The sequence below is a fragment of the Chryseobacterium sp. CS2K3 genome (genome assembly GCF_059515185.1).
Genome location: NZ_JCAKRW010000001.1, coordinates 595,418 through 611,107 on the forward strand (window position 1 = coordinate 595,418; position 15,690 = coordinate 611,107).

At 36.5% G+C, this 15,690-nt stretch carries 13 protein-coding genes and 5 tRNA genes; 13 read left to right on the plus strand and 5 right to left on the minus strand.

What is annotated here, in order from left to right; translation table 11 throughout:
* Positions 1 to 8: 8 nt before the first annotated feature.
* The 3 genes from AC5YGG_RS02805 to AC5YGG_RS02815 all read right to left on the minus strand — a co-directional run bounded on the left by AC5YGG_RS02805 (position 9) and on the right by AC5YGG_RS02815 (position 1,967).
* Positions 9 to 887, minus strand: coding sequence for a DMT family transporter (locus AC5YGG_RS02805; RefSeq protein ID WP_496142897.1), 879 nt, complete (start codon positions 885 to 887; stop codon positions 9 to 11).
* Positions 874 to 1,527 carry a leucyl/phenylalanyl-tRNA--protein transferase gene (gene aat / locus AC5YGG_RS02810; protein ID WP_496142898.1) on the minus strand — a complete coding sequence of 218 codons (654 nt, stop codon included), beginning with the start codon at positions 1,525 to 1,527 and terminating at the stop codon, positions 874 to 876. The genes AC5YGG_RS02805 and aat overlap by 14 nt, the downstream gene beginning before the upstream one ends.
* Positions 1,528 to 1,589: 62 nt before the next feature.
* Entirely contained in the window at positions 1,590 to 1,967 is a 378-nt protein-coding gene (locus AC5YGG_RS02815) for a DUF3127 domain-containing protein (protein ID WP_065395975.1), read from the minus strand.
* Positions 1,968 to 2,146: 179 nt separating this feature from the next.
* Here AC5YGG_RS02815 and AC5YGG_RS02820 point away from each other — a divergent pair.
* The 5 genes from AC5YGG_RS02820 (at position 2,147) to AC5YGG_RS02840 (ending at position 2,751) form a co-directional block, all read left to right on the plus strand.
* Positions 2,147 to 2,228: transfer RNA gene (locus AC5YGG_RS02820), tRNA-Leu, on the plus strand.
* A 4-nt stretch (positions 2,229 to 2,232) separates the two neighbouring features.
* A tRNA-Gly gene (locus AC5YGG_RS02825) sits at positions 2,233 to 2,308 on the plus strand.
* 6 nt (positions 2,309 to 2,314) lie between these two features.
* A tRNA-Leu gene (locus tag AC5YGG_RS02830) sits at positions 2,315 to 2,398 on the plus strand.
* Positions 2,399 to 2,518: 120 nt separating this feature from the next.
* Positions 2,519 to 2,600, plus strand: a tRNA-Leu gene (locus tag AC5YGG_RS02835).
* Positions 2,601 to 2,667: 67 nt separating this feature from the next.
* A tRNA-Leu gene (locus AC5YGG_RS02840) sits at positions 2,668 to 2,751 on the plus strand.
* A gap of 467 nt (positions 2,752 to 3,218) precedes the next feature.
* On the opposite strand, the gene AC5YGG_RS02845 is transcribed toward AC5YGG_RS02840, so the two are convergent.
* Positions 3,219 to 3,824 carry a helix-turn-helix domain-containing protein gene (locus AC5YGG_RS02845; protein ID WP_496142899.1) on the minus strand — a complete coding sequence of 202 codons (606 nt, stop codon included), beginning with the start codon at positions 3,822 to 3,824 and terminating at the stop codon, positions 3,219 to 3,221.
* A gap of 126 nt (positions 3,825 to 3,950) precedes the next feature.
* Here AC5YGG_RS02845 and AC5YGG_RS02850 point away from each other — a divergent pair, with 126 nt between their 5' ends.
* From AC5YGG_RS02850 to AC5YGG_RS02870, 5 genes are all read left to right on the plus strand, one after another.
* Positions 3,951 to 4,346: a YbjN domain-containing protein gene (locus tag AC5YGG_RS02850; RefSeq protein WP_496142900.1), complete on the plus strand. Its 396-nt coding sequence runs from the start codon at positions 3,951 to 3,953 to the stop codon at positions 4,344 to 4,346.
* Between the two features lie 20 nt (positions 4,347 to 4,366).
* Positions 4,367 to 5,068 carry a PspA/IM30 family protein gene (locus tag AC5YGG_RS02855; RefSeq protein WP_496142902.1) on the plus strand — a complete coding sequence of 234 codons (702 nt, stop codon included), beginning with the start codon at positions 4,367 to 4,369 and terminating at the stop codon, positions 5,066 to 5,068.
* Position 5,069: 1 nt separating this feature from the next.
* Entirely contained in the window at positions 5,070 to 5,726 is a 657-nt protein-coding gene (locus AC5YGG_RS02860; RefSeq protein ID WP_496142903.1) for a hypothetical protein, read from the plus strand.
* Positions 5,727 to 5,841: 115 nt separating this feature from the next.
* Positions 5,842 to 7,863 (plus strand): flotillin family protein, encoded by a 2,022-nt coding sequence (locus tag AC5YGG_RS02865; RefSeq protein ID WP_496142904.1) that lies wholly within the window; start codon positions 5,842 to 5,844, stop codon positions 7,861 to 7,863.
* Between the two features lie 132 nt (positions 7,864 to 7,995).
* Complete coding sequence (locus tag AC5YGG_RS02870; protein ID WP_496142906.1) at positions 7,996 to 12,798, plus strand: DNA repair ATPase; 4,803 nt, start codon at positions 7,996 to 7,998, stop codon at positions 12,796 to 12,798.
* 361 nt (positions 12,799 to 13,159) lie between these two features.
* Here AC5YGG_RS02870 and AC5YGG_RS02875 read toward each other — a convergent pair whose 3' ends face one another.
* Positions 13,160 to 13,291, minus strand: a complete 132-nt coding sequence (locus tag AC5YGG_RS02875; protein ID WP_496142907.1) for a hypothetical protein — start codon at positions 13,289 to 13,291, stop codon at positions 13,160 to 13,162.
* Positions 13,292 to 13,317: 26 nt separating this feature from the next.
* Between AC5YGG_RS02875 and AC5YGG_RS02880 the strand changes: the two genes are divergently transcribed.
* The 3 genes from AC5YGG_RS02880 to AC5YGG_RS02890 are packed head-to-tail and all read left to right on the plus strand — an operon-like array spanning position 13,318 to position 15,638.
* Entirely contained in the window at positions 13,318 to 13,683 is a 366-nt protein-coding gene (locus tag AC5YGG_RS02880) for a hypothetical protein (RefSeq protein WP_496142908.1), read from the plus strand.
* Between the two features lie 43 nt (positions 13,684 to 13,726).
* Complete coding sequence (locus AC5YGG_RS02885) at positions 13,727 to 15,142, plus strand: aminotransferase-like domain-containing protein (RefSeq protein ID WP_496142910.1); 1,416 nt, start codon at positions 13,727 to 13,729, stop codon at positions 15,140 to 15,142.
* Between the two features lie 10 nt (positions 15,143 to 15,152).
* A complete protein-coding gene (locus tag AC5YGG_RS02890; protein WP_496142911.1) occupies positions 15,153 to 15,638 on the plus strand; it encodes a GNAT family N-acetyltransferase in 486 nt (161 codons plus the stop codon).
* Positions 15,639 to 15,690: the final 52 nt, after the last annotated feature.

Below are 15,690 nucleotides of genomic sequence, written 5' to 3' on the forward strand. Positions count from 1 at the left end.
ATGCAAATTTATTTTTTTTGATTTGTTCGTAAAAATATTAATCCGCCAATAATAATTCCGGCACCAATGAATTGAATATATGTAAGCTTCTCACCATCAATGATTCCCCAGACAATAGCTACAATAGGCATCACTAAAGTAACTGTTGACGCAAAAAGAGGAGAAGATACTTTCAATAACCGGTAATTCATCATCATTGCAAGCCCGGTTCCGAAAATAGATAAAATGCTCACAAACATCAGCCCCAGAAGGTTATCTTTAGAAAAACTGAATTCAGAGAAAAAGCCAGTACTCGTTAACGCAATTAGAGAAGGAAAAAATAAAACAAAAGAGAAGATAAATGCAGATAAAACAGTAGATGAAACCTCCATAAGCTTCGATTTTACTGTTGTGGTACTCAGGGCATAACATAAAGTGGCAAGTAGAAGCAATAAAATGGGAATCAACTTAAATGCCCCACTGTCTCTACCTCCAAAAGCAAGAATACAAACGCCGGAAAAACTTACTAATGTTCCTATGATCTGCTTCTTTGTGGTTTCAAACTTCCAGACCAATGCTCCTACAATAATAACAAAAATCGGCATCATTGAATTGATAATTCCCGCAATACTACTGCTTACCTCCGTTTCTGCAATAGGAAACAGAAACATCGGAATAAAATTTCCTGTAAAAGCTGCTAAAATAAGCCACTTTAAATGTTTTTTAGGGAAAAGTTTATAGTTTGAAATAGCAATAGGCATTAGAATAATCCCTGCAATAAGTACTCTTAAAGAACCTACCTGAAATGGATTGAAATGTTCCAGTGATTTTTTGATCAAAATAAAAGAAGATCCCCAAATAATGCTCAGGATAATCAGAAGAAGCCATTTTTCTTTATCTGCGTTCATTGTTTTCGTGTAGTATTTTTAAAAATTCTTTTTTAGGAATCATCTTCGCTCCCAGACTTTCCAAATGTTCCGTATGAGACTGGCAGTCAATTAATTTAAGTTGATCTTTATTGCTTTCTACAAAATGAATAAATCCTGCCTTTGAAGCATTGCTTACTTTAGCAAACATACTTTCACCACAAAAAACATTTCCGATCTGCAAACCGTAAAAACCACCCACCAGTTCTTCTCCCTGCCATACTTCAATACTTTTTGCTAAACCATATTCATGAAGCTGGATGAAAGAATCCATGAGTTCATCAGAAAGCCACGTTCCAGATTGTCCTTTTCGCTCAGATTGTTGACAGTTTTTGATCACTCCCCTGAAATCTTTGTTCACGGAAAAAGTAAAAACATTCCTGTTTAAAATCTTTCTCATAGATTTTGAAACCTTTATTTCGTCAGGAAGTAACACAAATCTTGGGTCCGGACACCACCATAATATTTCTTCTCCCGGATTGTACCAGGGGAAAATCCCCAATTGATAAGCAAACCAGATCCGTTCTACAGACAGATCTCCACCAAAGGCGATAAGCCCATCGTGTCCGTCATATACTTCAGGATCGGGAAATGATATCTCGTTTTCGTCTAATCGGACCATTTTTTAGAAAAAAAATCCCACTTTTAAGAAAGCAGGATTTATATTTGATCTTAATTCTTTAATTAGAAAGGTAAATCATCATCGTCGTCTCCGGCAAACGGATTCTCGTTGGAAACTGGAGAAGCTGACTGCTGAGGCATAGCCTGAGTAGGTTCTGAACCATTGTCGAAAACTTTTTCCACTCTCCATCCTGTAATAGAGTTGAAATATTTAGTTTCACCTTGTGGAGAAACCCATTCTCTACCTCTGATGTTGATTCCTATCTTTACGTTTTCTCCTTCTTTAAGATTATCCAATAAACTAATTTTATCAGACAAAAACTCTATGTTTATCGGCTGTGGATACTGTTCCTGGGTTAAAATAACCAATTCTCTTTTTTGAAATCCACTTGCAAATGTTTGAGTTTCAAAAAGTTTCTTTACCGTTCCTTGTAATTCCATATCGTAATTATTAACGTTGTAAAAGTAAGAAAATGAAATGTAATAATAGGTGCCACAGAAAAAAAAACTGGAAATTTTAATTTTTTTCGAGAAAAAGTTTGGAGGTAACGGAAATTGTCCTATATTTGCACTCACAAAAACGAAGCAAGCTCTTTAAAACTTACAATACAAAAAAACCAGCGGATGTGGTGTAATTGGTAGCCACGCCAGACTTAGGATCTGGTGCCGTGAGGCGTGGGGGTTCGAGTCCCTTCATCCGCACTATGCGAAAATAGCTCAGCTGGTAGAGCACAACCTTGCCAAGGTTGGGGTCGCGGGTTCGAATCCCGTTTTTCGCTCCACACCATGCCCTGGTGGTGGAACTGGTAGACACGCAGGACTTAAAATCCTGTGTCCGCAAGGACGTACGGGTTCAAGTCCCGTCTGGGGTACAAAGCCCTCTGTATTTCGTTACGGAGGGTTTTTTGTTTTTATAGAGAGTGTTCTTTAAATAAAGATTCTTATATTTGTAGGAATTATCGACAAAATCTGCGAAAGCAGAATATATATCAGCGGATGTGGTGTAATTGGTAGCCACGCCAGACTTAGGATCTGGTGCCGCGAGGCGTGGGGGTTCGAGTCCCTTCATCCGCACAATACGAAAATAGCTCAGCTGATAGAGCTTAAGATTGATTTAAATCTATTTTCGTATCCACACCATGCCCTGGTGGTGGAACTGGTAGACACGCAGGACTTAAAATCCTGTGTCCGCAAGGACGTACGGGTTCAAGTCCCGTCTGGGGTACAAGACCCTCTGTAATTTATTACGGAGGGTTTTTTGTTTTAATTAATGAAATTTACCCATTCTTGGGATCAGGAGCAAAAGTGGATCAGGCACAAAAGTTGAGTGCTACGCAAAAAGTTTCGTTAATCTGAAGAAAAAATAAATTATCTTTTTACTCCTTTAAGCTTTATACTTAAATTTTATTTAAGCGCAAAGATATGATGGAATTGATTATTGATAAGGGAGCTAAGAAAGCGACAAAAGTCGCTGATGAAGCGATATAGATATGCGTACGCTTAGAAAGAATCAATACAATTGATTCAAGCTTTGCTTCCTAAAATACAACACCAGATAATAGAAATCCTTTGCGTTAAATTTTAAAATTAAACAGATCTAAATATTCTAAGCTCCACAGCTTTTGCGCTTGATCCATCTTTAACAGAGATATTTCCCGAAATGATATAATAAAAGTAATGTATTGCTGTTGATTATATTTTGTTTTCCAATCTTTCCAGTCTTTCAAAAATATCCGTAAAAATGTTTTTATCTGAAGTGGAAACATTTCCTACAATTTTATAAAGATTTTGATTATCTGAGGCTGCTGCGTACCTTAAAACGCCATCTGTAAGTACTAATAAATGTTGATGAGAATCTTTTCTAAGATCAGCTTTATTTAAAAATAAAATATCATCATAATGATAAGGAGAAAGCAACGGTTTTTCCGGGGTGAATTCATAGACAAAATCAACGGATGCTAATATTTTTTGCAGTATCGGGCTGTTTTGTAGTTCATGCTCCTTTAAAGTTGATTTTTCATTTTTTTCACTGATTGCCAGTTCCGGGAACAGCATCAGTTGGTCTATATCTGAGACACTTACCAATTGATTTACCTGCAAGGTTTCAGTTAATAATTTATCAATAGTAAGGTTAAAATGGTTAGCAACCTTCAATATAGTCTCAATCTTCGGCTCTGCACGCCCTTCTTCATAAGAGCTGATAACTCCTCTGTTTAAGTCAAATAAATCAGCAAAAGCCTTTTGGCTCAATCCTTTAACCTGTCTTATTTTCTTAATATTAGTTCCAAAGAAGCTCATTGTTTGTCTAATCTTTTTTGCAAATATAGAGAATCTTAAATAATTAAATGCTAATAATATTTGCAATCTGGAAAAATTATGCTATATTTGTGTAATAACGAAATAGAAAACACTAAACCAGGAATCATGAAAAATCAAATTTTTAGAACAGTCAAAGAGTGGTTGTTAGATTATGAGTTTAATATTATCCTGGAAGATGAAGCGCAAAGAATCTTAATCATAGAAAAAGAATCTAACGGGATAAAAAATATGATCCTTATTATATCAGATTCTATTCTGATCATGGAACAGTTTCTTTTTGAAATCAAAAATCCTTCTGAACAAACCTTTAGAAAACTTCTCCAGAAAAACAGAGATATTGTACATGGAGCTTTTGTTTTAGACAGTACAGGAAAACGCGTCATCTTCAGGGATACTCTTCCCACAGATCATATGGCACAGAATGAAGTAATGGCTTCTATCAATTCTTTGGGGATTTTGGTAGGCGAATTTACCAGCGAGATGCTTGAAATGAGTAAGTAATTCAACAAAAGATATTTAAAATGAACATTTTTAAAAGACTATTAACAATAGGAAAAGCAGAGATCCATTCTGTGATTGAAAGTTTTGAAGACCCTATAAATATGACAGAAGAGGGAATTCGTGATATGAAAGAACAGCTTGGAAAAAGCATAGAAGCACTTGCTCAGTTAAAGGCTTTGGCAATCCGTAAAAAGAACGAAGCTGAAAAAGAAGAGCAAACTGCCAATGATTATTACAATAAAGCCATTGTCATTATTCAGAAAGCTGAAAAAGGTGAAGTGGAACATTCAGAAGCAGACCGTCTTGCCAAGGAAGCTTTGAAAAGACAGGCATCTTATCAGGAAAATGCAGAAAAATTGCAGCAGGAGCATCAAAAGCTTCATTCCGATTGTGAAAAAATGAAAACCACAATCAATCATCTGAAATCAAGTATTGCCAAGTGGGAAAATGAGCTGAAAACCCTGAAAGCAAGAGTTCAGGTAAGTGAAGCCACAAAAGATATCAATCAGAAAATGACTCAGATGGATACCGGAAGTGCAGTAAGCATGCTGGAAAAGCTGAAAGATAGAGTTGTACAGCAGGAAACCATTGCTGAAGCATATTCCGATATTTCAAAATCAGGAAAAACAATTGATGAGGAAATAGACGCCATTGTAAACAACAATGATATGGAAGCTGAGGAAGCATTAAACAGATTGAAAGAAACACTTAAAAAAGGCTAATATGACCTTTCAGGAATTTTTAAACATAGCATTTTCGCCGGTAAACACTGTTTTAAGTGTATTGCTTGGATTATCGGTGATTTATTGGTTATTCACCATCATTACCGGGCTGGATATCGATGTGGGAATACATTCCGATGTCGATGTTGGCGTAGACACTCACGTTCCGGACGGTCATATTCATGCTCCCGATCATGATGCTTCTGCGTGGATGCATTTCCTGAAGTTTCTCAATCTCGATATTGTCCCGATAACGTACTTTCTTACTTTATCGTTGTTGATCACATGGCTGGGTTCATTTTATCTGGGCTATTTTATTCCGATGCCCACATGGCTGGGGATAGTGATGATATTTCCGCTGATGATTGTGGGAATGCTGCTTACTAAATTCATATTGAAGCCTTTAAATCCTTTTTTCAAGGAAATTAATCATAAAGGTGAAGCGTCATATGCTTTTCTTGGAAGAGAAGGAAGATTAAAGTCAAGTATTCAGGATGATAAAATAGGAATGATGGAAGTATTCATCGGGAGTGATCCTATGACCCTGATGGTGAGAAGTCAGGACGGAAAAAAACTGGAACACGGAACTTACGTAATGATTGTAGACGAAGACCTCGAAAAACGTCTTTATTATGTTCAGAAATCAATGAGATATTAAAATCAACAATTATGTTCAAACTATTTTTAATCATGTTGAATTATATTTTAGAGATTTTTTCTCAATATTTTTAAAATAAACACAATTTATATATAAACTATAAACTTATAAAACTATGAACTTACCTTTAATTGCTGGAATTATTATTGTTGCGGTAGCATCAATCGGATTGATTTTCTGGATTTTATCGATGTATAAAAAAACCGTGCAGGGAATCGTTATTTTGAGAACTGGTTATGGAGGTACAAAAGTCTTCTTTAATGCAGGCATTGTTATTCCAATTATCCATCGTATGGAATCTATGGACATCTCAGTAAAAAAACTGGAAATATCAAGAGAAGGAAAAGCCGGATTGATCTGTAAAGACAATATGAGAGCAGATATTCAGGTGGCATTCTTTATCCGTGTCAATAAATCAGTAGATGATATTGTGAATGTAGGACAAACGATTGGATGTCAGAGAGCTTCCGATGCTCAGACTTTAAGAGAACTTTTTGAAGCAAAATTTTCAGAAGCATTAAAGACTGTCGGAAAGAAATTTGATTTTACAGAACTGTATGAAGCCAGAAGTGAATTCCGTCAGGAAATCCTTGATATTATTGGTACAGATTTAAATGGCTATGTTTTGGATGACTGTGCGATTGATTATCTTGAACAAACTTCCATCGATAAGCTGGATAAAGATAATATCCTTGATTCTGAAGGGATTAAAAAGATCACAGAACTTACGGCTACTCAAAATATTAAGGCAAACCAGGTGCGCCGTGATGAAGAAAAAACAATTACCAAGCAAAATGTAGAAGCCAGAGAAGCTATTCTTGAACTTGAAAAACAGCTGGCAGAGAAAGAAGAATCTCAGAAAAGAGAAGTGGCAAACATTAAGGCACGCGAAAATGCTGAAATCTTAAAAGTAGAAGAAGAAGAACGTCTAAGATATGAAACTGTACGCATTGCTACAGAAGAAAAACTACAGATTGCAGAAGAAAATAAACTTCGCCAGGTAGTTATTGCCGCTAAAAATAAAGAACGTGCAGATCTTGTAGAAACCGAAAGAGTACTGAAAGACAAAGCTTTAGAAGCTACCGAAAGAGAAAGAATTGTTTCCCTTGCACAGATCGAAAAAGATAAAGCAATAGAACTTGAGAAGAAAAGTATTCAGGATGCGATCCGTGAACGATTGACAATGGAGAAAACCGTTGTAGAAGAGCAGCAGGGAATCAAAGATCTGGAAGCATTCAAAACGGCAGAAAGAAACAAGCAGGTAGAAATTACTGTAGCAACTCAGGAAGCAGAGAAAAAATTGATTGAAGAAACCAGAGCAGCGGAAGCACGTAAGCTGGCAGCTGAAAAAGATGCTCAGAAATACGTAATCGAAGCACAAGCGAAGAGAGACGCAGCAGAAAAAGAAGCAGAAGCACGTAAGATTATTGCTGACGCTAAAGCTAAAGAAGAAGCAACGGTAGGATTATCTGAAGCTCAGGTAATGCATGCAAAAGCAGATGCCGCAGAAAGACAGGGTATTGTAGAAGCTGTAGTTATCGAGAAAAAAGCAGATGCCGTGAAGAAAGAAGGAATTGCACAGGCAGAAGTAATCAAAGAAAAAGCATTGGCAGAAGCTGCAGGTATTACTGAAAAAGCAGAAGCAATGAAAAAACTGAACGATGCAGGAAAAGATCACGAAGAATTCCGTCTGAAACTGAATAAAGAGAAAGAAGTAGAGCTAGCTGAAATTGCCATCCAGAAAGACATTGCAGATGCACAATCGTTAGTATTGGCAGAAGCATTCAAAACTGCGAAAATAGACATTGTCGGAGGTGATAACACATTCTTTGATAACGTAATCCGTCAGGTTTCTGCAGGAAAAGGACTGGATAAATTTGTCAGCCACAGTGAAAATGCCCAGATGGTAAGGGAAAATTTATTAGGAGATGGTGAAAATATCATTGCTAAAGTGATGGGAATGGTAGACAAATACAATATTTCTTCAGACGACATCAAAAATATGAGCATTGCTTCCCTGATCTTTAAACTGAACGGAGTAGCAAACCAGCAGGAAAGAGGAATTCTGGAAAGAGCTCTTGACATGGCAAAACATATGGGAGTAGACAATAAACCGGTGAACGGTAATCATATATAATATTTGATATTATCAACCTTTACCAACCTTATAGGTTTCAAAAATCTATAAGGTTTAGATGAAAATAAAGTATCATAAGTTCTACACAAAGACCTGCCGTAAAAAGCAGTCAGGACAACTTAACCCAATACTATGTCAGAACAACTTAATTCCGGAACCTACGAAATTATCCAGAACCGTCTGAACGAGCAGAAGAATGATCTCATCCAGAGGCTTCATCAGCTTAATGATGATCGTAAAAATATCTTTGGCGGAATAGATTTCTCACTCATTGCCAATGAAAGAATTTCCACGGAGCATAGCTGTATTGCCAAGGATATTTATTCTTTGGGTAATCAATTGATATTCGGTTCCAATGCTCATTTAGGATTACAGACTGAGATTAATATTTCGGATGTTTTCTCAATATATACCATCAATAATAACAGATTTGAACCCCAGGATTATACCCTGATCAATGATGAGATTTTTATTGATGAATTTAAAAATTTATACAAATATTACAGGAATACATTTTTCGCCAGATTTACCTTTACGGAGAATTATCTCTATATGGTTTTCCAGCTTTCGGAAAGTACCACGGATATTAAGGCATTCAAATGGCTGATTAAAGAAAACCAGCTTATTTATGTAGACTCAAGAAGCGCTTCAGAAACAGCTTATCCGCAGCAGCACGGCTTTGCATGGACCAAGGCAACAAGAGATATGCAGCGATCTGGAAAACATCCGCATATTTCCCTTGCAGATAAGGTTTTCGTGGAAAGTATCGGTGGAGATATTACCATTAAAGTTGAAGATAATACCGATACAGGAAAAGGTATTTATTCCGAAGATGTTATTCATAAAGATCAGAATCTTGATGATGCTGAAATTCATTTCTGTGATCTGGATAATCTTGTATTGTTCAAAATAAAGCCCTACCAGGAAACAGAACGTTATTTTATTTATAATCATAAAGAAAAGACGGTTTCAAGGGCGGACGCTCTTAAATATTCAGCGCTTTTGCTTCCCGAAAATCAAGGAGTATTATTCTCTAATGGATATGCGCTGCAAACCGGAGGGTTGAAAGTAATTTCTCAGGATCAAAACAGACTCTATTATCTGAAAACAGTTCTGGAGCCTAATGGAGAAAACTTTCTATATGTTTTTTATGATGATAAAACGAACAACTACCAGTTGATTTCCTATAATATCATCACCCAAACCATTGAAACACCGATTCGTTGTAGTGGATTTACATTCTTAAGCGATGGCAGGCTGATCTATCTGAGAGAAAGCATTGAAACCACAAAAAATCACCTTGCTCAGATCTGGCAGACCCCATTTTCTAAAGAATTGCTTCCGAATGCTGAAAAAGCAGACAGCTTATTGTACAAGATCGGGAATAAAGACATCGTAAGAGTAATGGCGGAAAGCCAAGAATTAATTACCCTCTTAAATAAAAAAGACTCTTACAGCGGACTTTATAACGACATTGTAAAGCTTTCTACCTTTATTCTGGATACCTATTACTTTTTGGGAGAAGAAGAAGTTCAGAAGCTTGACCAGCCATTGAGAGAGATTAGAGGGATTGCCCATTCTGCCATAAATGAATATGAAAAAGTAGTTGAGCAAAGGAAAAATACAGAAGAAGCTTTAGAAAAAATACAGCAATCCTGCAATAAGATCCTTGATGATACTAAAAGACTTCACTATTCACAACTTACAGAATATATTGATGCACTATCTCAGATCAGGGCGCTACGAGGAGAAGTAACAGGAGCAAGAGAGCTGAAATATGCAGACCCCAACCTTTTGGATGCTCTTGAAAAAGCTCTTTCAGACCGGTATACAGAATTGTCTAATGCCTGTGTAGAATTTTTACTGCAGGAAGGAGCATTATTGCCTTATGAAGACAAAGCGCAGAAGATTTCAGAGGATATTGTGTCATTACAAAAAGCGATTGATGCTAAAACCATTGATGAGAATATCAATACATTATCCGGGCAGTTGGAGCTTCTGGTAGATATTGTCAATAACCTGAAGATTGAAGATACTTCCCAGTCTACCCAGATCATTGAAAATATATCATTGATCTTTGCCCGTCTGAATCAGGAAAGGCTTGAGCTCAGCAAAAGGAAAAGAGAAATTTCAGGAAAAGAACTCGCTTCAGATTTTCAGGCACAGATTACTTTGTTTGACCAGTCTGTGATCAATTTTCTGGAACTTTCCCAAACCCCTGAAAAATGTGATGAATATCTTACCAAACTTTCTATCCAATTGGAAGAAATGGAAACAAAATTCATTGATTTTGATGAATTTATCCAACAGATAGGAACCAAAAGAGAAGAAGTCTACGGACATTTCCAAAACAAAAGAGTACAGCTTACAGAATCAAGAAACAAAAGGACCCAAAGCCTTTTTGATGCAGCACAAAGAATTCTGAAATCGGTTCAGACCAAAGCCGAATCTTTTGATGCTGAAAATGAAATCAATGGATACTTTGCTTCCGATCTGATGGTGGAAAAGGTGAGAGATTTTGCCAGACAACTTGCAGAGCTGGAAGATTCTGCAAAATCCGAAGAAATTCAAACCCTTTTAAAAACCTGTCAGCAGGAATCAGTAAGAAAGCTTAAAGATAAAAAAGAAATTTATGTAGACGGAGAAAGCGTTATAGCACTTGGTAATTATAAATTTGCTGTCAATCAGCAGAAACTTGATCTTACACTGGTTCTGAAAAATGCGCAATATTACTATCACCTTACCGGAACAAGCTTTTATGAACCTTTACATTTCAATACCGCAGATGAGTTCAAAGAAGTTTGGAATCAGGAATTTATTTCAGAAAATACAAAGGTTAAAAGATTTGAGTACTTAGCCTGGAATGTATTTTCAAACCATAAAGAAATTGCGACGGAGGAACAGAATGAGCAGGCTGTTCAGCAGTTTACAGCAGATCATTTCGGAGATGGATTGGTAAAAGGAATTCACGATAAGGATGCACAGATTATCGTATCTAAACTTCAGCAAATGTACAATGAATTGGGGCTGATGAGGTTTACAACTCAGGAAAGAGCATTGGCACAACTTTTCTGGTTCTTGTTAGCTCCCGGAAGAAAAGAATATTATACAAAACAGTTTGAGGCTACTGCTATTATTTCCCAGTCTTTTGCTGTACAACAAGGATTTGAATACTTAAGTAGGGAACTTGCCGAAGAGATGAGATCTTTTGCATCAGCAAATAATATCTTTACAGAAACAGATTGTATCAATGCTGCCATATACCTGAAACAAGAGGATAAAGAAAACTTTCTGATCTCTGAAAAAGGAGGTGCTTTATACAGTTTGTTTTTAAAAGAGCTTAAAGAAAAAGGCAAAGATCTTGAGTTTATTACTCAGTTACAAGCTATGTATCAGTATCCTTCGGCATGTTATTATATTGCGGAAGGAGCCCTAAAAGCTTTTGATGCAAACGCTGAGAATGATATTATCCAGGAAGTGATTGCATTTATCATTACTCAAAAATTTGATCCGAAAAATATCAGACATGTTTCTTATGAAATCGCCATAAAAGAACTGAAATCACTTGAGAAAGATACAGAATACGCTCTTAATTACTTTGAATTTGTATCCAGATTGAATCATTTCAATACTGTTACCGTTCCAAAGTACAAGAAACTTCAGGAATTGAAATACACTTGGGTGGATGAGAAGAAAAAAGCGTTGAAACTAGAGACTTTCCAACCGCAGATATTGAGTTCATTCGTAAGAAACAAGCTGATCAATGACGTTTATTTCCCTTTAATCGGTGCCAATCTTGCGAAACAACTGGGAACAGCAGGCTCAGATAAAAGAACAGACAGAATGGGGATGTTACTTCTGGTATCACCTCCGGGATATGGAAAAACAACGCTGATGGAATATATGGCGGAACGTATGGGGCTCGTTTTTATGAAGATCAACGGACCTTCCCTGGGATATGATATTGTTTCTACAGATCCGAATGAAGCTAAAAACGCAGGGGCAAGACAGGAGCTTGAGAAACTGAATCTTGCCTTGGAAATGGGAGATAACGTGATGCTTTACCTTGATGATATCCAGCATTGTAATCCGGAATTCTTACAGAAATTTATTTCCCTTGCCGATGGACAAAGAAAGATTGAAGGAATTTACAATGGAGAAAGTAAAACCTATGACCTTCGTTCAAAAAGATTTTGTCTGGTAATGGCAGGAAATCCATACACGGAAAGTGGTGAGAAATTCAAAATTCCTGATATGCTTGCCAACCGTTCGGATACCTATAACCTTGGAGAAATATCAGGATCAAAAACAGACCTGTTTGATCTGAGTCTTATTGAAAATGCTCTGATGTCCAACGAATATCTGACCAGACTGACTCAGCCAGGAATGGAAAATCTTTACGAATTGTATAATTGTGTAGTAACTGATAACCCTGCAGATAACCTGAAAGGAAACTTCAGTTCTAATGAGATATCCGACTTCAGATCAGTCCTGAAAAATACGATTATGGTTAGAAATATGATTTTAAAGGTCAATAAAGAATATATTGCCTCCGCTGCAATGTCTGATGATTACAGAAATGAACCATCATTCAAACTTCAGGGATCTTATCGTAATATGAATAAGCTTATTACACAGATTCAGCCTATTTTAAAGAAAAATGAAGTCATTCAGATTGTATTGGAGCATTATCAGAATGAATCCCAAACATTAACAACAGGTGCTGAAGCAAATATGCTGAAACTAAAAGAACTGATTGGAACAATTTCCAAAGAAGAAACCGAACGCTGGGATGAAATCAAGAAAACTTTTGTTAAAAATAAAACACTCAAAGGATTAGGTGAAAATGATAGAATGTCTCAGATTGTAGCATTACTTTCCCAGTTCGGAGATGGATTAGAAGGTATTAAAGAAGCTTTGAAAAAAGTAGAATAGTTCTTTATATTTTCTGTTTCTAAAGATAAAAACGGTTATTTCTTTGAAGTTACCGTTTTTTTATTCTCGCTGATTATGAAGATAATTCTGATTTTTGCCTTAATCGGTGATGGGAAAATTAATATTTCTGTTGGAAAAACGCTAAGGCGCAAAGCTTTTAAATAATATGCTGCTTTTAAGACGCAAAAAGATCGAAGATCTTTAGCAAGGGCATATTTTAGTTGCAATATTTATTTATGTGGTAAAAAATAAAAAAATATAAGCTTGTGTGCTAGTATAAAATTATTTTGATAGTGAATGGGTTACCTGTAAACATAGCTTTAGCAGTATTCCATTTTATCGTAGATAAAATCTTTGCGCCTTAAAAGCAGTATGGGAGATAAATCTTTTGCGCCTTCGCGATATCCAACAAAATCCCTTCATTCCAAAGTATTAAATCTGTACCCATAATATTCAATACTTCTGTATCTGTATCCAGGGTTAAAGACTCCATAATTTTGTTTTGTAAAGCAGAATACTATGGAAACCAACATTCAATATCAGGAACAGCTTCAGTATGCAGAAGTCTATATTTCAGATATGTCAGTGCTCAAAAATTTATTTCTACAGACACAGAATATCAAAAAGATCAATCCAGAGTTTGGTATTCCTTTTCTTTTAGCAAAAAAGAAAAATGAAGTGTCTGGATTTGCAAGTCTCATTATAAAAGAAAAAGATAGAATTGCTTTTAAAATTTATGAAAAACCCGGAATGTCCGAATCCGAAAAGAAAAATTTTGTGTCCCGAGCAGACAGTTATTTCAAAAAAAGTACAGCATCCAATTTCCGAAATTCTGAGCAGTTGAAAAGCAGTATTCAGAAGATGATTCATTGGCTGAATCAATAATCAAACAGGGATAAAATCGTACTTTTACTTAAAACAGTGATCCATGTCGAAAGATGTACTTTACCTTAAAATAGCCAATGCAGTTACAGAGCAGATCAAAAGTGAAACATTGCAATTCGGAGACAGACTGCCTTCGCTGAGGAGTGCACAAAAGCTATATAATGTAAGCTTAAATACTGTTAAGCAGGCGTATATGGAGCTTGAGAGCCGTTCTCTTGTAGAATCGCGTCCTAAATACGGATACTATGTAAGTCAGACCTCTCAGCGAAAGCTTGCCTTACCTTCCGTTGCAAAAATGAAGGTTTCGGAAGGAGAAAATACCCCTGAAGATCTTATTGGGAAAGTATTTGGAACCATTGCAGGGACAGATATGACTCAATTTGCCCTGGGGATCCCTGGAAAAAGCCTTCTTCCTGTTGCTCAGATGAAGAAATGCATGATTAATGTAATGAAAGGGAAGCATGATAGTGGAACCAATTATGAACCTGTACAGGGAAGCGAAAAACTCCGTCGTGAAATAGCCAAGTGGTCTATAGTGATGGAAGGAAAAATTGCAGAAGATGATCTGGTAATTACTTCCGGGGCGATGAACGGAGTTTATAACTGTCTGATGGCTGTTACTAAGCCTGGCGACAGTGTAGCAGTAGAAAGCCCGGTTTACTTTGGAATTCTTCAGGCTATTCAGTTATTAGGATTAAAAGCGGTGGAAATTCCGACACATCCTATTACCGGAGTAGATCTGGATGCTTTGAAAAAAGTACTTCCCAAGCTTTCAGCATGTTGCTTTGTTGTGAATTATAACAATCCATTGGGTTTTCAGATGCCGGATGAGAATAAGAAGGAGCTCGTAAAAATGCTTACTGAGCATAATGTTCCGTTAGTAGAAGATGATGTTTATGGAAATATTTATTTCGGAGCAGGAAGACCAAAACCTTGCAAATTTTATGATGAAGCTGGAATTGTAATGTGGGTAGGTTCGGTATCAAAAACTTTAGCTCCGGGGTATCGTGTAGGTTGGGTGGCTCCGGGAAAATTTAAAGAGAAAATTATCAGACAAAAATTGGTGCAAACTGTTTCCAGTCCGTCTTTATTTTCAGATGTGATTGCAGACTTCCTGGAACATGGGCGTTATGATCACCATTTGAGAATGTTCAGAAAGAAGCTTTATGCCAATTATCTTCAGATTCAAAAATCGGTGACGCAATATTTCCCTGATAATACTAAAATTTCAGAACCCAAAGGAGGATTTATGCTATGGCTGGAACTTGATAAAAAAATATGCACCGAAGATCTGTATGATGAAGCTGTCAGTCAGAAAGTGAATTTTGCTCCCGGAAGAATGTTTTCACAATACAATCAGTATCAAAACTGTATGCGATTAAACTATGCCTTAGAATGGACAGACCGTGTAGAAAGCGACCTGGAGAAACTAGGGAAAATGATAAAAAACAGAATATAAATCTAAAGTGATGAATGATATCAATAATGAAGTCAAAATAATAGCCTATGAGCCTCAATATAAAGAAGCCTTCAAAATCTTAAACGAAGAATGGATTAAAACGTTCTTTGTGATGGAATCCAGCGATTATAAACTCTTGGATAATCCCGAAGAACATATTCTGAATAATGGTGGGCATATTGTCTTTGCATTACTGAATGGCGAACCGGTAGGAACATGTGCTTTAGTAAAAGCCCATGAAGAACCTCTTGCTTTTGAACTGTCAAAAATGGCGGTAAGTCCTAAAGCACAGGGAAAGAAAATAGGATATTTGCTTGGTAATGCTCTTATTGAAAAAGCCAGAGCATTGAAAGCAGAGAAAGTGTTTCTGGAAACCAATTCCATATTGGTTCCTGCCATAAAATTATATGAAAAACTAGGATTTAAGCACACTCCGATTACCAATCCGGGATATGATCGCGTAGACGTACAAATGGAACTGGATCTTATCTCTTAGTATAAAAAAATATTGGAACTCGGATGATCATATCCTTGTTCCAATATCAAAT

Coding starts and splice junctions, on each gene's coding strand:
- AC5YGG_RS02860 (WP_496142903.1), top strand. CDS start 5,070: ATGACCTTTCAGGAATTTTTAAACATAGCATTTTCGCCGGTAAACACT.
- AC5YGG_RS02850 (WP_496142900.1), top strand. CDS start 3,951: ATGAAAAATCAAATTTTTAGAACAGTCAAAGAGTGGTTGTTAGATTAT.
- AC5YGG_RS02855 (WP_496142902.1), top strand. CDS start 4,367: ATGAACATTTTTAAAAGACTATTAACAATAGGAAAAGCAGAGATCCAT.
- AC5YGG_RS02805 (WP_496142897.1), bottom strand. CDS start 887: ATGAACGCAGATAAAGAAAAATGGCTTCTTCTGATTATCCTGAGCATT.
- AC5YGG_RS02870 (WP_496142906.1), top strand. CDS start 7,996: ATGTCAGAACAACTTAATTCCGGAACCTACGAAATTATCCAGAACCGT.
- AC5YGG_RS02875 (WP_496142907.1), bottom strand. CDS start 13,291: ATGGAGTCTTTAACCCTGGATACAGATACAGAAGTATTGAATATTATG.
- AC5YGG_RS02845 (WP_496142899.1), bottom strand. CDS start 3,824: ATGAGCTTCTTTGGAACTAATATTAAGAAAATAAGACAGGTTAAAGGA.
- AC5YGG_RS02890 (WP_496142911.1), top strand. CDS start 15,153: ATGAATGATATCAATAATGAAGTCAAAATAATAGCCTATGAGCCTCAA.
- aat (WP_496142898.1), bottom strand. CDS start 1,527: ATGGTCCGATTAGACGAAAACGAGATATCATTTCCCGATCCTGAAGTA.
- AC5YGG_RS02865 (WP_496142904.1), top strand. CDS start 5,842: ATGAACTTACCTTTAATTGCTGGAATTATTATTGTTGCGGTAGCATCA.
- AC5YGG_RS02815 (WP_065395975.1), bottom strand. CDS start 1,967: ATGGAATTACAAGGAACGGTAAAGAAACTTTTTGAAACTCAAACATTT.
- AC5YGG_RS02885 (WP_496142910.1), top strand. CDS start 13,727: ATGTCGAAAGATGTACTTTACCTTAAAATAGCCAATGCAGTTACAGAG.
- AC5YGG_RS02880 (WP_496142908.1), top strand. CDS start 13,318: ATGGAAACCAACATTCAATATCAGGAACAGCTTCAGTATGCAGAAGTC.